Source organism: Sphingomonas sp., assembly GCF_029239295.1.
Lineage (GTDB): Bacteria > Pseudomonadota > Alphaproteobacteria > Sphingomonadales > Sphingomonadaceae > Sphingomonas.
This window is the reverse complement of the sequence record NZ_JAQZBC010000016.1, coordinates 44255-60497: the sequence shown is the minus strand read 5'-3', so window position 1 is coordinate 60497 and position 16243 is coordinate 44255. Positions and strand designations below refer to the sequence as shown.

The 16243-nt window shown below is 65.7% G+C and carries 14 protein-coding genes; 7 read left to right on the top strand and 7 right to left on the bottom strand.

All coding sequences use genetic code 11. The annotated features are described in order from the left end of the window. Positions 1 to 2: 2 nt before the first annotated feature. From pheT to K0S66_RS14125, 5 genes are all read left to right on the top strand, one after another. Positions 3 to 2354 carry a phenylalanine--tRNA ligase subunit beta gene (gene pheT / locus K0S66_RS14145; protein ID WP_301076118.1) on the top strand — a complete coding sequence of 784 codons (2352 nt, stop codon included), beginning with the start codon at positions 3 to 5 and terminating at the stop codon, positions 2352 to 2354. Positions 2355 to 2404: 50 nt separating this feature from the next. Continuing rightward, positions 2405 to 3280 (top strand): aldose 1-epimerase family protein, encoded by an 876-nt coding sequence (locus K0S66_RS14140; RefSeq protein ID WP_301076117.1) that lies wholly within the window; start codon positions 2405 to 2407, stop codon positions 3278 to 3280. Further along, entirely contained in the window at positions 3277 to 4161 is an 885-nt protein-coding gene (locus K0S66_RS14135; RefSeq protein WP_301076116.1) for a class I SAM-dependent methyltransferase, read from the top strand. The genes K0S66_RS14140 and K0S66_RS14135 overlap by 4 nt, the downstream gene beginning before the upstream one ends. Before the next feature lie 58 nt (positions 4162 to 4219). Next, a complete protein-coding gene (gene msrB / locus K0S66_RS14130) occupies positions 4220 to 4615 on the top strand; it encodes a peptide-methionine (R)-S-oxide reductase MsrB (RefSeq protein ID WP_301076115.1) in 396 nt (131 codons plus the stop codon). A gap of 143 nt (positions 4616 to 4758) precedes the next feature. Further along, on the top strand, positions 4759 to 6894 hold the full coding sequence (locus K0S66_RS14125; RefSeq protein WP_301076114.1) for a PBP1A family penicillin-binding protein: 2136 nt from the start codon (positions 4759 to 4761) through the stop codon (positions 6892 to 6894). On the opposite strand, the gene K0S66_RS14120 is transcribed toward K0S66_RS14125, so the two are convergent. Genes K0S66_RS14120 through K0S66_RS14110 form a run of 3 tightly spaced genes read right to left on the bottom strand, consistent with a single transcriptional unit; the run spans position 6858 to position 8637 of the window. After that, positions 6858 to 7610: a SprT family zinc-dependent metalloprotease gene (locus K0S66_RS14120; protein WP_301076113.1), complete on the bottom strand. Its 753-nt coding sequence runs from the start codon at positions 7608 to 7610 to the stop codon at positions 6858 to 6860. The two genes, K0S66_RS14125 and K0S66_RS14120, sit on opposite strands and share 37 nt — an antisense overlap. A gap of 17 nt (positions 7611 to 7627) precedes the next feature. After that, the gene (locus tag K0S66_RS14115) at positions 7628 to 8059 is read right to left on the bottom strand and encodes a YcgN family cysteine cluster protein (RefSeq protein ID WP_301076112.1); all 432 of its coding nucleotides are present in this window, start codon (positions 8057 to 8059) and stop codon (positions 7628 to 7630) included. Beyond that, positions 8056 to 8637 (bottom strand): SCO family protein, encoded by a 582-nt coding sequence (locus K0S66_RS14110; RefSeq protein WP_301076111.1) that lies wholly within the window; start codon positions 8635 to 8637, stop codon positions 8056 to 8058. The genes K0S66_RS14115 and K0S66_RS14110 overlap by 4 nt, the downstream gene beginning before the upstream one ends. 46 nt (positions 8638 to 8683) lie before the next feature. Here K0S66_RS14110 and K0S66_RS14105 point away from each other — a divergent pair, with 46 nt between their 5' ends. Then, entirely contained in the window at positions 8684 to 9295 is a 612-nt protein-coding gene (locus tag K0S66_RS14105; RefSeq protein ID WP_301076110.1) for an ankyrin repeat domain-containing protein, read from the top strand. Positions 9296 to 9488: 193 nt separating this feature from the next. Next, positions 9489 to 10778, top strand: coding sequence for a WcaI family glycosyltransferase (locus K0S66_RS14100; protein WP_301076109.1), 1290 nt, complete (start codon positions 9489 to 9491; stop codon positions 10776 to 10778). On the opposite strand, the gene K0S66_RS14095 is transcribed toward K0S66_RS14100, so the two are convergent. The 4 genes from K0S66_RS14095 to K0S66_RS14080 form a co-directional block, all read right to left on the bottom strand. Next, positions 10701 to 11681, bottom strand: a complete 981-nt coding sequence (locus K0S66_RS14095; RefSeq protein ID WP_301076108.1) for an acyltransferase family protein — start codon at positions 11679 to 11681, stop codon at positions 10701 to 10703. The two genes, K0S66_RS14100 and K0S66_RS14095, sit on opposite strands and share 78 nt — an antisense overlap. 144 nt (positions 11682 to 11825) lie before the next feature. After that, positions 11826 to 14396, bottom strand: a complete 2571-nt coding sequence (gene topA, locus K0S66_RS14090) for a type I DNA topoisomerase (RefSeq protein WP_301076107.1) — start codon at positions 14394 to 14396, stop codon at positions 11826 to 11828. 83 nt (positions 14397 to 14479) lie between these two features. Then, positions 14480 to 14860 carry a hypothetical protein gene (locus K0S66_RS14085; protein WP_301076106.1) on the bottom strand — a complete coding sequence of 127 codons (381 nt, stop codon included), beginning with the start codon at positions 14858 to 14860 and terminating at the stop codon, positions 14480 to 14482. Then, on the bottom strand, positions 14860 to 16215 hold the full coding sequence (locus K0S66_RS14080; protein WP_301076105.1) for a cytochrome P450: 1356 nt from the start codon (positions 16213 to 16215) through the stop codon (positions 14860 to 14862). The genes K0S66_RS14085 and K0S66_RS14080 overlap by 1 nt, the downstream gene beginning before the upstream one ends. Positions 16216 to 16243 lie beyond the last annotated feature (28 nt).

The following is a 16243-nucleotide window of genomic DNA, read 5'->3' as shown; positions in this document are numbered from 1 at the left end:
AGATGAAATTCACGCTTTCCTGGCTCAAGGACCACCTCGACACCTCGGCGTCGCTCGACGAGATCCTCGTCGGCCTCACCCGCATCGGCCTCGAGGTCGAAGGGGTCGAGAATCCCGGCGAGAAGCTCGCCGCCTTCCGCATCGCCAAGGTGCTGACCGCCGAGCGTCATCCGCAAGCGGACAAGCTTCAGGTGCTGTCGGTCGATGCCGGTGACGGCCCGCTCCAGGTTGTCTGCGGCGCGCCCAACGCGCGCGCCGGCCTCGTCGGCGTGTTCGGCATGCCCGGCGCGACGGTGCCGGCCAACGGCATGGTCCTGAAGGTCGCGGCGATCCGCGGCGTCGAATCGAACGGCATGATGTGCTCCACGCGCGAGCTGGAGCTGGGCGACGATCATGACGGCATCATCGAACTGGCTGCCGACGCCCCGGTTGGCGAAGTATATGCCGAATGGGCGGGCCTGAACGATCCCGTCATCGACGTGTCGATCACCCCCAACCGGCAGGATTGCATGGGCGTGCGCGGCATCGCCCGCGATCTCGCCGCCGCCGGCCTCGGCACGCTGAAGCCGCTGACGATCGAGCCGGTTGCGGGCGAAGGCCCCGGCCCCGACGTGCGCACCGACGATCCGGCCGGCTGTCCGGCCTTCTTCGCGCAGGGCGTCAACGGCGCCACCAACGGCGCCTCGCCCGAATGGCTGGCGAAGCGGCTGCGCGCGATCGGTCAGAAGCCGATCTCCGCATTGGTCGACATCACCAATTACGTCACCGTCGATCTCGGCCGCCCGCTGCACGTCTATGACAAGGCGAAGCTCTCCGGCGGGCTCGTCGCGCGCAAGGCGAACGCCGGCGAGACGGTCCTCGCGCTCAACGGCAAGACCTACACGCTCGATGACACGATGACGGTCATCGCCGACGAGGCCCATGTCCACGACATTGGCGGCATCATGGGCGGCGAGGAATCGGGCGTGTCGGACACGACGACCGACGTCGTCATCGAATGCGCCTATTTCGATCCCGAGCATATCGCGCGCACCGGCCAGAAGCTGATGCTGACCAGCGATGCGCGCCAGCGGTTCGAACGCGGCGTCGATCCGGCCTTCCTCGACGACGGCCTCGCCATCGCGACGCGCCTCGTGATCGATCTGTGCGGCGGTCAGCCGACCGGCATCACCCGCGCTGGCGAGCCGCCGCTGGGAACGCGCAGCTATGCCTATGATCCCGCCCGCGCCGAGACGCTCGGCGGCCTTGCCGTCGCGCCGGAGCGGCAGCGCGCGATCCTCACCTCGCTCGGCTTCAACGTCAGCGACGATTGGCAGGTCACGCTGCCGACCTGGCGTCGCGATATCGACGGCCCCGCCGATCTGGTGGAGGAAGTGATCCGGATCGAGGGTATCGACAATGTCCCCTCGGTGCCGCTGCCGCGCGCCCCGGGTGTCGCGACGCCCACCGCCACCCCCGAGCAGAAGCTGGAGCGTCGCCTCCGCCGCGCCGCCGCCGCGCGCGGCCTCGACGAAGCGGTGACGTGGAGCTTCATCTCGGAAGCCGAAGCCGCACCGTTCGGTGGTGGTGCCTTCACGCTCGCCAACCCGATCAGCGAGGACCTGAAGGTCATGCGGCCCTCGCTGCTGCCCGGCCTGCTCTCGGCCGCCGCGCGCAACGTGCGGCGCGGTGCCGGCACGATCCGCCTGTTCGAGATCGGCCGCCGCTATCTCGCCGACAAGGAGCGTCCGACGCTCAGCCTCGTCCTCGCCGGCGACCGCCGCGCGCGGCACTGGCAGACGGGCAAGGCGCAGGGCTTCGACGCCTTCGATGCCAAGGCCGAAGCGCTGGCGCTGCTCGCCGCCGCCGGCGCGCCGGTCGACAACCTTCAGGTGTTCGGCGAAGCGGGCGACGCGTGGCACCCCGGCCAGTCCGGCACGCTGCGGTTGGGGCCAAAGACGGTGCTTGCCGCCTTCGGCATCCTCCACCCCAACGTCACCCGCGCGTTCGATCTCGACGCCGGTGTCGCCGCGGTGGAGCTGTACCTCGATGCGATCCCCGGAAAGCGCTCCGCGGGCTTCATGCGCCCGGCCTATACGCCGCCCGCGCTCCAAGCCGTCCGCCGCGACTTTGCCTTCCTGGTGCCCGACGGCGTCGCCGCCGACGCATTGGCGCGCGCGGTGAAGGGCGCGGACAAGGCCGCGATCGTCTCGGCGCGCGTGTTCGACGTCTTCACCAAGGATGGCGAGACGTCGATGGCGGTCGAGGTGGTGCTTCAGCCCGTCGAGAAGGCGTTCGTCGAGGCCGAGCTGAAGGCGATCGCCGACAAGGTCGTCGCCGCCGCCGCCAAGCTGGGCGCGTCGCTCCGCGGCTGACACATATTCGTCATCCCCGCCCCGGCCGGGGTGACGATGAAGGAGGCAAAGTGACAGACTGGATCACGATCGCGAACGATCATCTGTCCGCCGCGATCAACCCGCTCGGCGCGGAACTGTCCTCGCTGAAGGACGCGGCCGGTCGCGAGCTGATGACCGACGCCGACCCCGCGTTCTGGACCGGCCGCGCGCCCTTGCTCTTTCCCGTCGTCGGCAAGCCCGCGGGCGAGGTGATCCGCATCCAGGGTCGCGAATACCAAATGAAACAGCACGGCTTCGCGCGCCGTCTGCCGTTCACGCTGATCGACCGCGGCCCCGCACATGCGACCTTCCGTTTGAAGGACAGCGAAGAGACGCGCGCGCATTACCCCTTCGCCTTCACGCTCGATGCGACGTTCCGTTTCGACGGTGCGACGCTGCAGACCGACATCGTCATCAGCAATTCGAACCAAAACGAAATGCCGGCCAGTTTCGGTTTTCATCCCGCTTTCGCCTGGCCGCTGCCGGGCGGCGCGGAACGTGGCCAGCACGTCATCACCTTTGGCCAAAATGAGCCGGATGGTGTCCGACCCATTGCCGACGACGGGACGATCAAGGCCGGTTCGCTCCCCTCGCCACTGGACGGGCGCACCCTCCATCTCGCCGACGATCTGTTCGCGCATGATGCCTTGGTATGGGACCATGTCCGCTCCTCCAGCGTCACCTATGGCGCGCCCGGCGGCCTTCAGCTGCGGATCGACTTTCCCGACACCCCGATGCTCGGCATCTGGACCAAGCCCGGCGCGCGATACATCTGCGTCGAGCCCTGGCACGGCATTGCCGATCCGCAGGGCTATGCCGGTGAATTCGCAGACAAACCCGGTATTTTCCTGGTGCCGCCGGGCGGTTCCAAGTCCATCAACATGGCGGTAACGCTCCTCCCATGAAACTCGACACGCTCATCGGTGAACCCTGGGGCGACTATGGCCTCGTCGATTGCGGCCACGGTCGGAAGCTGGAACGCTACGGCGACTATCGCTTCATCCGTCCTGAACCGCAGGCACTATGGGCCCCGGCGCATGACGATTGGGATGCCAATGGCGAATTCATTCCGGGCAGCGACGAGGATGGCGGTGGCCAGTGGCACCTCAACCGCGCTGTCCCGCGCGACGGCTGGCCGCTCGCCTGGGGCGTCGGTCCCGGCACGGTGCGCTTCACCGCCCAGAACACACCGTTCAGGCACCTGGGTTTCTTCCCCGACATGGCGCCGGTCTGGTCCTGGCTGCGCGAGCGGCTGGACGGCGTGGCCGAGCCTGAGGCGTTGAATTTGTTCGGTTATACCGGGGTCGGCACGCTCGCTTTATCGGCGGCGGGGGCAAAGATGGTCCATGTCGATGCGTCCAAGAAGTCGGTCGAGGCGGCGCGGGCCAACGCGAAGCTTTCCGGCATGGCCGATCGCCCGATCCGCTGGATCATCGACGATGCGGCCAAGTTTGTCGCGCGCGAGGTGCGCCGGGGCCGCCGCTACGACGCGATCCTGCTCGATCCCCCCAAATACGGCCGTGGCCCGGAGGGCGAGATCTGGCGGCTGGAGGAACATCTCCCGGCGCTCATCGCCGATTGTCGGCAGTTGCTCGATGAAAAATCGCGCGCACTGTTTCTCACCGTCTACGCAGTGCGCATGTCCGCGCTGGCGATCGGCGAGATGTTGCGTCAGGTGTTCGCCGACCTGCCAGGCAAGGTGGAATGCGGCGAACTGGGCGTGCGAGAGGAGGCGCGCGGCCTGGTGCTGCCCACGGCAATCTGGGCGCGGTGGTCGAACGACTGACTTGCACCCCGCATCCCGCGAACCCAGATGCAGGGTCAATCACGGAGACCCGTCGCCAATGGATCAGTTGAACCTGTCTGAAGCCGAATGGAAACAGCGGCTGACTCCCGAACAATATCATGTGCTGCGCGAGGCCGGCACCGAACGGGCGTTTGCCGGCAAGTACAATGATTATAAGGCCGACGGCATCTACCACTGCGCCGCCTGCGCGCTGGAACTGTTCGACAGCGCCGACAAATACGATTCGGGATCGGGCTGGCCCAGCTTTACGCAGCCGATCGCGCCGGACGCGGTGACCGATCATCGCGACACTAGCCACGGCATGGTTCGTATCGAATCGCGTTGCGGGCGATGCGACAGCCACCTCGGCCATGTATTTCCCGACGGGCCACCCCCTACAGGGCTGCGCTATTGTATGAACTCGGTCAGCCTGGATTTTCGCCCGCGCGGGTAAATGCTGGCACACGGCGGCCCGATATCCTCCGCCGTGTGCCGATTCGCCGCATAACTTTTTCGCGATGACAGGTTCCTTTGCCACGCGCGACGCGATGATCTTGTTAAGCCCAGCCTAAGCTTCTATCCGCCACATCGCACCCGATGGCCCGCCGCCCCATTCCCCGCTCGCCCTGGCGTCGACGCCTGTCGATCGCGATCAAGATCCTGATCGCGCTAGCTGTCGTTGCCTTTGGCGCGTTGCTGACCGCCGTTTACATCGCGCGGGCGCAGCTCCCGTCATTCGATGAACTGAAATCCTCGCCTAACGGCCAGATGATCCGCGTCCATGCCGCCGACGGCACGGTGCTGGTATCGATCGGCCCGAGCTATGGTGAGTGGCTGCCGTTCGATCGTATTCCGCGTGTGATGCGCGACGCGACGATCGCGGTGGAGGACAAGCGCTTCTACAGCCATGTCGGGGTCGATCCGATCGGCGTCGCCCGTTCGGTGAAGGTGCGGCTGGATCGCGGACGCTGGGTTCAGGGTGGGTCGACGATCACGCAGCAGCTCGCGCGGAACGTTTTCCTCAACAATCAGAAGAAGTTCGGGCGTAAGTTCCGTGAGTGGATCCTGGCGCTCGCGATGGAGCGCAAGTTCACCAAGGAGCAGGTGCTCGAGCTGTATCTCAACAAGGTTTATTATGGCGGCGGCGCCTATGGCATCGATGCGGCCGCGCGCAAGTTCTTCGGTCACGGCGCCAATCGCCTGACGCTGAGCGAGGCTGCGATCATCGCCGGTCTGGTGAAGGCCCCGTCGAACTATTCGCCGACAGCCGATGCACAGGCCGCGGTTGACCGGGCGCAGGTCGTGCTGCGTGTGATGGCGGAGAATGGCGTGATCTCGCCTGCTGAGGCGGCGGATGCCGATCCGCAGTCGGTGAAGCTCGCGCCTGAGCCCAAGCAGAACAGCGTACGCTATTTCACCGACTGGGCGCTGCCGCAGCTGGAGCTGCTAATCGATGAAACCGAAAAGCCCCTCGAAGTCTGGACGACGCTTGATCTGAACATGCAGCGTGCAGCGGATGCCGCCGTGCGCACCAATGCGCCCGCCGGCGCGCAGGGTGCGCTCGTATCGCTCGACCGTGATGGGGCGGTGCGTGCGATGGTCGGCGGCAAGGACTACGTGTCGTCGATATACAATCGCGCGACGCAGGCGCAGCGCCAGCCGGGGTCGGCGTTCAAGCTGTTCGTTTATCTTGCGGCGCTTGAGGCGGGCATGACGCCTGAGACGACGGTGGTTGACGAACCGATCACGATCAGCGGGTGGAGCCCACGCAACAGCTCCCGACGCTATTCGGGTCAGGTGACGTTGCGCACGGCGTTCGCCTATTCGCTCAACACCGTGGCAGCGCGTCTCGGCCAGCAGGTCGGGTTCGCCACCGTTGCCGATATGGCGCGCCGCTTCGGCATCACGACCCCGATAAATACGCAGCCCTCGATGGTGCTCGGCACGTCCGACGTTCGGCTGATCGATATGACCCGGGCTTTCGCCAGCGTCGCCAACAAAGGTGTGGCGGTGACCCCCTATGGCATCACCAAGGTGACGGCGAACAACGAGGTGATCTATCAGCACGAGGTGGACCGCAGTCGTGTTCTCGTCGCGCCTTACGTGGCGGCGCAGATGACCGATCTGCTGCAAACCGCAGTCAATACCGGTACCGGCCGCGCTGCGCAGATCGGGCGCCCGGTCGCGGGAAAGACTGGCACCACGTCATCGTCGAAGGATGGCTGGTTCCTTGGCTTCTCGTCCGGGCTGACCACCGGCGTGTGGATGGGCCGCGATGATGCGCGGCCGATCGGTGGCCTGCAGGGCGGCGCCGCGCCTGCCCGGGCGTTTGCCCAGTTCATGACGAAGGCGGTCGCCAAGCGGCCAATCGAGCAGTTCGAGACCGAAGTGACCCTCCCCGAATGGCAGCTTGAGCCCGATGAGGAGAGCTATTTCGGCGAACCGGACAATAGCGTGTTCGTTGATGATAATGGCGATCCACTGCCCGGAGATGCAGCGCCGCTGCCGGAGGATGACTATGGCCGCGGTATAGAGCGCCCGTCGCCGCGCGCGGAACGCCCGCTGAGCGACGATCCGGATGCTGAAGTGCCTGCTGCCGCGCCGCCGCCGCAGCGGCTGGATCAGGATTGGATCGACCGGGTCACGGGAAGGGATCCGCGCGCGCCGGCCCGTGAGCCGCGTGCGGATCGGCGGTATCAGCCGCCTCCGGCCGAGGACCGCCCGTACCAGTGAAGCGTGGCGCCGTGGGTGCGTAGCCATCGGCGGTGAGGCGTCGGGTCGCTGCCATACAGTCGCTCGACCAGCGCATGAAATGCCGGCGAATGATCCATATGAATGCGATGCGCCACTTCGTGCGCGGCCGTCGCGCGTCGAACGGCAACGGGCGCCAGCGCCAGGCGCCAGCTATAACGGATCGCACCGGCGGTGGTGCAGCTTCCCCAGCGGCCGCGCGGATCACCGATCGAGATCCGCTCGACGGTGACGCCGGCACGATCCGCATAAAAGCGCGTGTCGCTCTCCAGAAGCGACAGCGCCTCCCGGCGCAGCCATGCCTCCACCCGCCGAGCGACTGTCTCAGCCGGCCCCGAGAGCGTCAAGCTATCGCCCTCTCGCCTAACAATCCGCGAGGCGCCCGGCTGCCATGCGATCGTGAGAAGGCCACCTCCGAATGGGATCTGCGCGCCATCCACAAACGGGCGGGCCTGGGGCAGGCGCTCGCGCTGAGCGGCGATCCATTCGCCATATTGCGCGGCCCAGGACAGCGCCTTTGTCGCCGACGCCCGCTTCGGGATCGTGAGGCGGACACGGCCGCTCAAGGGATCGAAGCTCAGCTTCACGCGGCGGGCGGTGGGGTGGCGGACCACATCGATTACGTCGGCTGGCGTCGTATACGGGTCGGTGTCAGCAATGGTGAGGTTGGCGGCAGGACCCAAATGTCCCGGCGCCATCGGCCGAGACGGACCGCTCACAGCGTGCGGTCGACCATGTGATATTCCAGTTCGCCCGCGTCGTCTTCGCTGATGGTCCAGCCGCGCACTGACTCGCCTGCGCGGTGAACGGCCTCGCGATCACCGGAAACAAGATAATGCCACTCGGGAAGCTGCTCACCATGCAATCGGAGGCGATAGGCACAGGTGGAGGGCAGCCACTCAATCATATCGACGTTGCGCATCGATAGACGGACGCACTCCGACACATAGGCGTGGCGATGCTTGTAGTTGGAGCAAAAGCCGCTGCGTCGATCGAGCAGGCGGCACGCGACGTTGGTCGGGAAGAGCTCGTTCGTCTCCTCATCCTCAAGCTTGTGCAGGCAGCATTTCCCGCACCCGTCGCACAACGCCTCCCATTGCGCGCGGTCGAGTTTCTCGAGCGGTGTATCTTCCCAGAAGCGCGTCATTCAGCCCAGCGTTTGATCTCATCGGCAACGGCCTGCGGCGGTCCCTCCTGCGGCAGCAGCGCGAGCGGCTTGCCGTCAGGCGACATCAGATAGGCCTGGCGGCTGTGATCCATCAGATAGCCGCCTGACGTCCCCTTACCACGCTGGTAGAAAATCGCGTAATCCTTTGCGATCGCGGCAATCTGGTCCGGCGTTCCAGTGAGGCCGATCATCCGCGGATGGAAGGCGGAGACGAACTGCTTGAGCACTGCGGGGGTATCGCGTTCCGGGTCGATCGTGATGAACACCGGCACGATCCTGGCCGCCAATGCTGGATCGCTCCGTTCCAGCAGCTTCAGCCCGGCGGCGATGTTCTGCACGTCGACGGGGCATACGTCGGGGCAGAAGGTGTAGCCGAAGTACACGATCCGGTATTTGCCCGACAGTGCCTGATCGCTGAACGGCTTCCCGTCCTGATCGATCAGCTTCATTGGCCCGCCGATCCGCGCACCCTCCAGCGGCGGTCGGGCAGGTGTGGCCGCGGGTGAGCAAGCAAGCAGGGCGAGGGGAGCTAGGCTGATGAGAAGTCGGACGTTCATGGCATCGCCAGCCTTGATCTGTTAAGGCGCCGATCGCAACCATCGGATGGACCTTCTACCTGTGAAGACGCTGCGTCGCCTGCTCGTTCCCCTCCTGATCACCGCCGCCGTGCCGGCCGCTGCCCAGCAGCAGTCGCAGGGCTACAAGTTCCTGGAGGCGGTCCGCAAAGCTGACGGGGACGCGGTGGTGAAGATGCTCGACCAGCCCGGGCAGCGTATCGTCAACGCGCGCGACGTAACGACCGGCGAAGGGGCGTTGCACATCGTGGTGAAGCGCGGCGACTCGACGTACCTGCGCTTCCTGCTGCAGCGTGGCGCCGATCCCAACATGCGTGATGGCCGCGGCGACACGCCGCTGATCCTGGCTGTCCAATATGGTCAGAACGCGATCGTCGATGTGCTGACCGCCAACAAGGCCAACCCTAACCTTGGCAACGGCGGCGGTGAAACGCCGTTGATCCGCGCGGTTCAAAAGCGCGATCTTCCGCTGGTGCGTGCCCTTCTCGCTGCCGGCGCCAACCCCGACCAGACCGACAATGTCGCCGGGATGTCGGCGCGCGACTACGCCCATGCGGACTCGCGATCCCCAGCGATCGCGAAGTTGATTGATGAAAAGCCGAAGCGTGCGGTGCGTGCTGTAGCCGGGCCAAAGTTCTAGAACAGCGCGGCGGACGGGTTCATCATCGTGACCCGCCTCGGACAAATATAGTTAATCCCTTCTGGACATTTCCCGCCGCTCGGTGAAGCTTGCCCCTGCCGAAATGCAGGCCGGGGGGCGACACGACGGGAAATAGGTGCGATTCGTCATCAACGGGGAGCCAGTATTTGGGTCGCCTGATTGACTACTCACGATGACCGAGCAGCCGCTCGATATCCTAATCTTGGGCCACAATTACGCACCCGAGCCCGTCGGCATCGCGCCTTATACTACGGGCATGGCGCAGATGCTCGCGGCATCTGATCATCATGTTCGGGTGATTTGTGGGGTGCCCAGCTATCCACATTGGGCTGTGATGAAGGGGTATGCGCGCCGCGGCGTGACGCATGGCTGTGAAGAGGGCGTCGAGGTGACCCGCCTTCCCCACTTCGTCCCGTTAGTCCCCCGCGGCTGGCTTCGCGCTCTCCACCATCTCAGCTTTGCCATGCTGGCGGTGCGCGCGTCGTATCGGGCGTGTCGGCAACGTCGGCCGGATGTCATCGTCGCGATTGCGCCCTCTCTCATGTCGACGATCGTCGCGCGGGTCTTCGCTGTCTGCATCCGGCGCCCGCTGTGGATCCATGTCCAGGATCTTGAGGTGGACGTGGCGCAAGCTACCGGTTTGCTGCCGGGCGGCAGGTTCAGTGCAACATTGCTGCGGATCGTCGAACGCTGGGCGTTGAGCGGCGATCGCGTCAGCAGCATCTCGCCCGCAATGTGCGCGCGGCTCGCCGCAAAGCAGATTGTTGCGCAGGACATCCGCGAGTTCAGGAACTGGGCGGATCCGGCGATCGCCTGCCGCGAGCACGGGGAATCCTCGTACCGGCAGGAATGGGGGATCAACCGGCCTCACGTCGTGCTTTATTCCGGAAACATCGCTGCAAAACAGGGTGTTGAGATCGTCGTCGAGACGGCTCACCGGTGCGCTCACCGCGGTGATATTCAGTTCGTTATCTGCGGCAACGGCGCGAATCGCGCAGCGCTTGAGGATGCCGCGCAGGGGAGCGGTATTCTGATCCGCGATCTTCAGCCGATCGAGCGGCTTCCTGAACTGCTCGCGCTCGCGACCGTGCACATCCTGCCACAAATTGCGGGCGCTGCTGATCTCGTCCTACCGTCGAAGCTGCCGAACATGCTGGCCTCCGGGCGGCCGGTGATCGCGACGGCGGAGGAGGGGACCGGGATAGCGGGCGAGCTGTTCGGGGCTGGGCTCATCACGCCGCCGCACGATGCCGCCGCGCTCGCCGATGCGATCGAGCAGTTGCTCGACGACCCGGAGCGGTGCGCGGCGATGGGGCTGGAGGGTCGGCGGCTTGCGCGGGAGCGCTGGAACAGGGACGCGATATTGGATGCGTTTGGCCGGGATTTACGCACTCTTGTGGCGGAAGCGGCGCAGGAACGGCCTCCGGTCAGCCTCGCGCGGCCGCTGCTGCCCCAGCATTAACGTTCGGGTCACGTCGAACCTGTCCAGCAACATCCATAGACCCGCGCCGGTCGCCAGCGACAGCAGGACGAGCAGCGGTACGCCGATCGTGCCGCGGAGCGCGTAGAAGATCGTGAGATGGACATACATGATGACGAGGCTGGCGCGGCCGAGCACCTCTACCACCGGCCATCGCGGCAGTTGCCGCGCGCCCGCCAGAACCAAATGACACAAGCCAAGCGCGGCCAGCACGCTGAGCACAGGTGTCCCTGCGTCGGCGACTTTGAGGTCCAGCGGACGCGATAGAAGCGCGAGCGGCGCGAGGGCACCGGCCAGCATCGTCAACCGCACGCCGAGCCGGTCGGTGTGCCGGCGGTGGAGGATGCCCATCAGGAAAAAGAACAGCGCCAGCGGGACGCTGATGATGCCCCAAGGATTGGGCAGGCGGGGCATCACCAGGGCGGCGACAACCGATGCGGCGGTGACAAGAGGCAGCCATTGCGCATGATGGAACAGTAGCAGGGCTGCGATGATCTGGACGAGGAAGAGGCAGGTCACGAACCAGAAGATGCCGAAAGGTTCGACCAGGAACGTGCCGCCGAGCAGCAAGCGGGTGAGGGCGACCGCTGGCTCGCCCCACGGGAGATGCGCCGAGTGACCCGGCAGGGCACCGATCGCGATGTCTGCGAGCGCGACGACGAGCAGCCAGGCCGCATAGGGCAGGAGGAGCGTCGCGATGCGGCGACGGGCCAGAAGAGCGGGCGCGGGGGCGCCAAAGACCATGCCGGACATCATGAAGAACAGCGGCATGTGGAAGTGGAACATCGCCGACCACAGCAGCGGGTAGCTGGTGGAATGACCCAGTACCACCGCGACGATCCCGATCGCGCGCGCCATATCGAGCCAGCCGATCCGATCCTCCATGGACGAAGCGTATCAGCCGCAGGGGGCAACGCAAGTGGATGCGGCCTCCTGTCAAAGATCGTGAGGTTAGCTGGCGATCAGCGGCCGGTCGGCGTCGACCTCCCCATAAGAGGAAGGACGACGCGACGTAGTGATCCGGCGCCGTTACTTCGCGGCGGCTTCTTTCTTGGCAGCAGGCTTCTTTGCGGCCGCTTTTTTCGGTGCGTCCGCCGCTTTCTTCGGGGCAGCCTTCTTGGCCGGTGCCTTCTTCTTCGTCTTGCCCTTGCTTGGCATGGCGGCGCGTGCGTCGATCAGCTGCGCGGCTTCCTCCAGCGTCAGCGCGTCGGGCGCGATCGTCTTGGGCAGCGTGGCGTTGGTCTCGCCGTCGGTGACATAGGGGCCGTAGCGCCCCTCCATCAGCTTGATCTCCGCCTCCGTGCGCGGGTGCTTGCCCAGAACCTTCAGCGGCTCACGCGAGCCACGCTGCGGGCGGCCGCCACCGGCGGCGGCCTCAGCGAGCTTCACGACGGCAGCGTTCATGCCGGTTTCGAACACGTCGGCGGTGCTCGTCAGCCGGGCGTATTTGCCGTCATGCTGCAGATAGGGGCCGTAGCGACCGATCGAGGCGACGATGTCCTTGCCCGTTTCGGGGTGCTGGCCGATCGTACGCGGCAGGCTGAGGAGCTTCAGCGCCATCTCCAGATCGAGCTCGCCCACGTCCTTGGGGATCGAGGCGCGCTTCGCGTCCTTGCCCTCGCCCAGCTGGATATAGGGACCGAACCGCCCCGACTTGCGCTCCACCGGCAGGCCGGTTTCCGGATCCTGGCCGAGCTGCTCCGGCTCGCCGCTGTCGCCCGCCTCGCCACCCGGCTGTGCGAAACGGCGGGTGTATTTGCATTCCGGGTAATTGGAGCAGGCGATGAACGCGCCGAACTTCCCGCCGCGCAAGGCGAGCTTGCCGGTGGTGCAATTGGGGCACAGGCGCGCGTCGCTGCCGTCAGCGCGCTCGGGGAAGAGATAGGGTGCGAGGAAGGCGTCGAGCTGTTCGGTGACTTCGCTCGGCTTGAACTCCATCACCTCCGTCGTGCGCGGCTTGAAATCGCGCCAGAAGCTTTCGAGCACCGCCTGCCATTGCGCGCGGCCGCCGGAGACGTCGTCCAGCTCCTCTTCCAACTCGGCGGTGTAATCATAGCCGACGTAGCGTTCGAAGAAGCGTTCCAGGAACGCCGTCACGAGCCGTCCGCTCTCCTCGGCGAAGAAGCGGTTCTTTTCGACCCGCACATAGGCGCGGTCTTTCAGCGTCTTGATGATCGAGGCGTAGGTGGAGGGACGGCCGATGCCGAGTTCCTCCATCCGCTTGACCAGCGAGGCTTCGGAGAAACGTGGCGGCGGCTGGGTGAAATGCTGTTCGGCGTCGACGCTCTTCTTGGCCGGCGAATCGCCATCGCGCATCCGTGGCAGGCGCTTGGCATCCTCGTCCGTGCTGTCGTCCTGCCCCTCTTCGTAGAGCGCGAGATAGCCGGGGAAGAGGACGACCTGGCCGGTCGCGCGCAGCATGTTGCGGCCGGTGCCGTCGGCCATGTCGACCGTGGTGCGCTCCATGCGGGCGGAAGCCATCTGGCTGGCAAGCGCGCGCTTCCACACCAGATCGTACAGCCGCGCATGGTCGCCCGAACCGACCTTGTCGCGCGAGAAGTCGGTCGGGCGGATCGCCTCGTGCGCTTCCTGCGCGTTCTTCGCCTTGGTCTGATACTGGCGCGGCTTGTCCGGCACGTAGCTCGCGTCATAGCGGTTGGCGATCGCACCGCGCGCGGCATCAATGGCGCTGCCGTCCATCTGCACGCCATCGGTACGCATATAGGTGATCGCGCCATCCTCGTAGAGCTGCTGCGCGATCCGCATCGTGTGATCGGCGGAGAAGCCGAGCTTGCGCGCTGCCTCCTGCTGCAACGTCGAGGTGGTGAAGGGCGGCGGCGGATTGCGGGTGGCGGGCTTGGTCTCGACCCGTTCGACGGTGAAGCGACCGGCCTCGACCGCTGCCTTGGCCTTTAGCGCATCGCCTTCATTGCCGATCGACAGGCGATCGAGCTTCTTGCCCTCCCATTGCACCAGCCGCGCGGTGAAGGGCGTGCCGTCCTTCTCCATGGCGGCAGTGACGGACCAGTATTCCTGCGCACGGAACGCCTCGATCTCACGCTCGCGATCGACGATCAGGCGAAGCGCGACCGACTGGACGCGGCCGGCGGACTTGGCGCCGGGCAGCTTGCGCCACAGCACCGGCGAGAGCGTGAAACCGACGAGATAATCGAGCGCGCGGCGGGCGCGGTATGCGTCGATCAGATCGGTATCGAGTTCGCGCGGGTTCGCCATCGCGGTCGTCACCGCGGCCTTGGTGATGGCGTTGAAGGTGACGCGCTGAACGTCCTTGGGCAGCGCCTTGCGCTTCGCCAGTACTTCCTGGACGTGCCAGCTGATCGCTTCCCCCTCGCGATCAGGGTCGGTGGCGAGGATCAGACGATCCGCGCCCTTCGCCAGATCGGCAATCGCCTTCAGCTGCTTGGCCTTGTCGGCATAATTTTCCCATTCCATCGCAAAGCCGGCGTCGGGATCGACCGAGCCGTCCTTCGCCGGCAGATCGCGAACATGGCCGTAGCTCGCGAGAACGCGATAATCGGAACCGAGGTATTTTTCGATGGTCTTCGCCTTTGCGGGCGATTCGACAATTACAAGCTGCATTGGCGCCTAACTAGTGATCCTCACACGTATGCGCGAGGGTGGAGAGCGCCGGCCCCCGCCGTCAAGCCGGCGTAATCCCTATTTCAGGCGCGATGGGCTGGTATGGCACGCCAAGCGAGGAAGAAGCCCAATCCGAGGAGGAGGTCGATCGCGCCGAACAGCAGCACGGGCGCGGGCACCTTGCCGCTGGCGAACAGCAGCACCGCGGGCACGCCGAACGCCAGCTTTTCCGCCACCGAGGGCAGCATGAGCGCGCGGTAGCGGACCGGATCGCTGCCGATCACCCAGAAGACGAGCTGGAAGGCGGCGGCAGTACCGATGAAGCCGTAAGCAACCAGCTCCGCGCCCGTCGGTTGCGGCAGGAGATATTGCGGCAGCAGCGCGACGAGGCCGAAGATCGCCGCGCCCCGGAACCACAGGCTTACCCAGCGCGGCGCGCCCGCCGCAGCGCTGCCGCCGGCCATCAGGCCGCCTGCGCCGCGCGTTCGGGGGTGAATTCCACCTCCAGCCGGCGGACGGCGTGGACGAAATTGTTTGGCGCGATATCCATGTCACCCGTCCAGCGGATGTCCGGGAAGCGGGCGAAGATCTGGCGATACGCTTCCTCGAGCTGCAGCTGCGCGGTCATGCGGCCGATGCAGATGTGCGGGCCGTGGCCGAAGGCGATGTTCTTTTCGGCATTGGCGCGCGTGATGTCGAAACGGTCGGGATCTGCGAACATCTTCGAGTCACGGTTCGCCGCGCCGTAATACATGATGACCTTTTCCCCCTCGGCGATCTTCTGCCCCTCGACCTCGGTATCGCGGGTGGCGGTGCGGCGCATGTAGATGACCGGGGAGACCATGCGGGTGATCTCGTGCACCGCATTGGTCAGCAGGCTGCCATCGGCCTGAAGCCGTTGCTTTTCGGCGGGATTTTCGGTGAACAGCTTCATTGCGCCGGAGATCGAGTTACGCGTCGTATCGTTGCCGGCGAAGACGATCAGCAGCCACGCGCCGTCGAGATAGGGATCGGGCAGGGGCTCACCCTCCACCATCGCATTGGCGATCGCGCTCATGAGGTCCGGCTGCGGGTCGGCGCGGCGCTTGGCCAGCATGTGGCGGCCATAGTCGAACATCTCGGCGATGTTCTTGTTGAACATCTCGATGAAGGCGAGGATCTGCGGGCTGAGTTCGCCGCCGCTGGCGATCTGCTGCGCCTGTTCCGTCGCCACCTGCTGCGCCATTTCGAGGAAGTGGATCCAGCCGATGAACCGCTCGCGATCGGACTCGGGCACGCCGAGCATTTCGCACAGGGTGAAGATCGGCAACCGCTGCGAGAATTTCTCGACCAGGTCGCATTTGCCGAGCGGGGCCATCGTATCGAGCAGGCGCGTGACCTCCGCCGAGACGCGTGCGCGGAGCCCCTTCATGTAGCTGGCGGTGAAATAGGGCATGTGCTCGCGGCGCAGCTCACGGTGCGGGCGCGCGTCGAGGTTGATCATCGAATTGGTCGAGGCGGAGAAGAGCACCGGGTGGCGCGTTTCCTGCGGGCCGAGCGCCATCAGGATGCCGCCCTTCTCGCTGCTGAACGTTTCCGGATCGCCGTTGACGCGCTTCACGCCTTCGTAGCTGGTGACCGCCCAGAAGCCGACGCCGTTGTTGGGCAATGGGTGCCACATCACCGGCGCCTCTTCACGCATGCGTTGGAAATCGTCCCACGGCTGGCCGGCAGTGAAGCGCTTGATGTCGATGAGGTCGACGCCGGGCAGCGTCGGATAGGCCTGGCCGAGGGTCGGGCCATGGCGGCCCTCGATGATATGGTCGCTGACGAGATGCATGTCTGGTTCTCTGTCTATCGGATGAGGA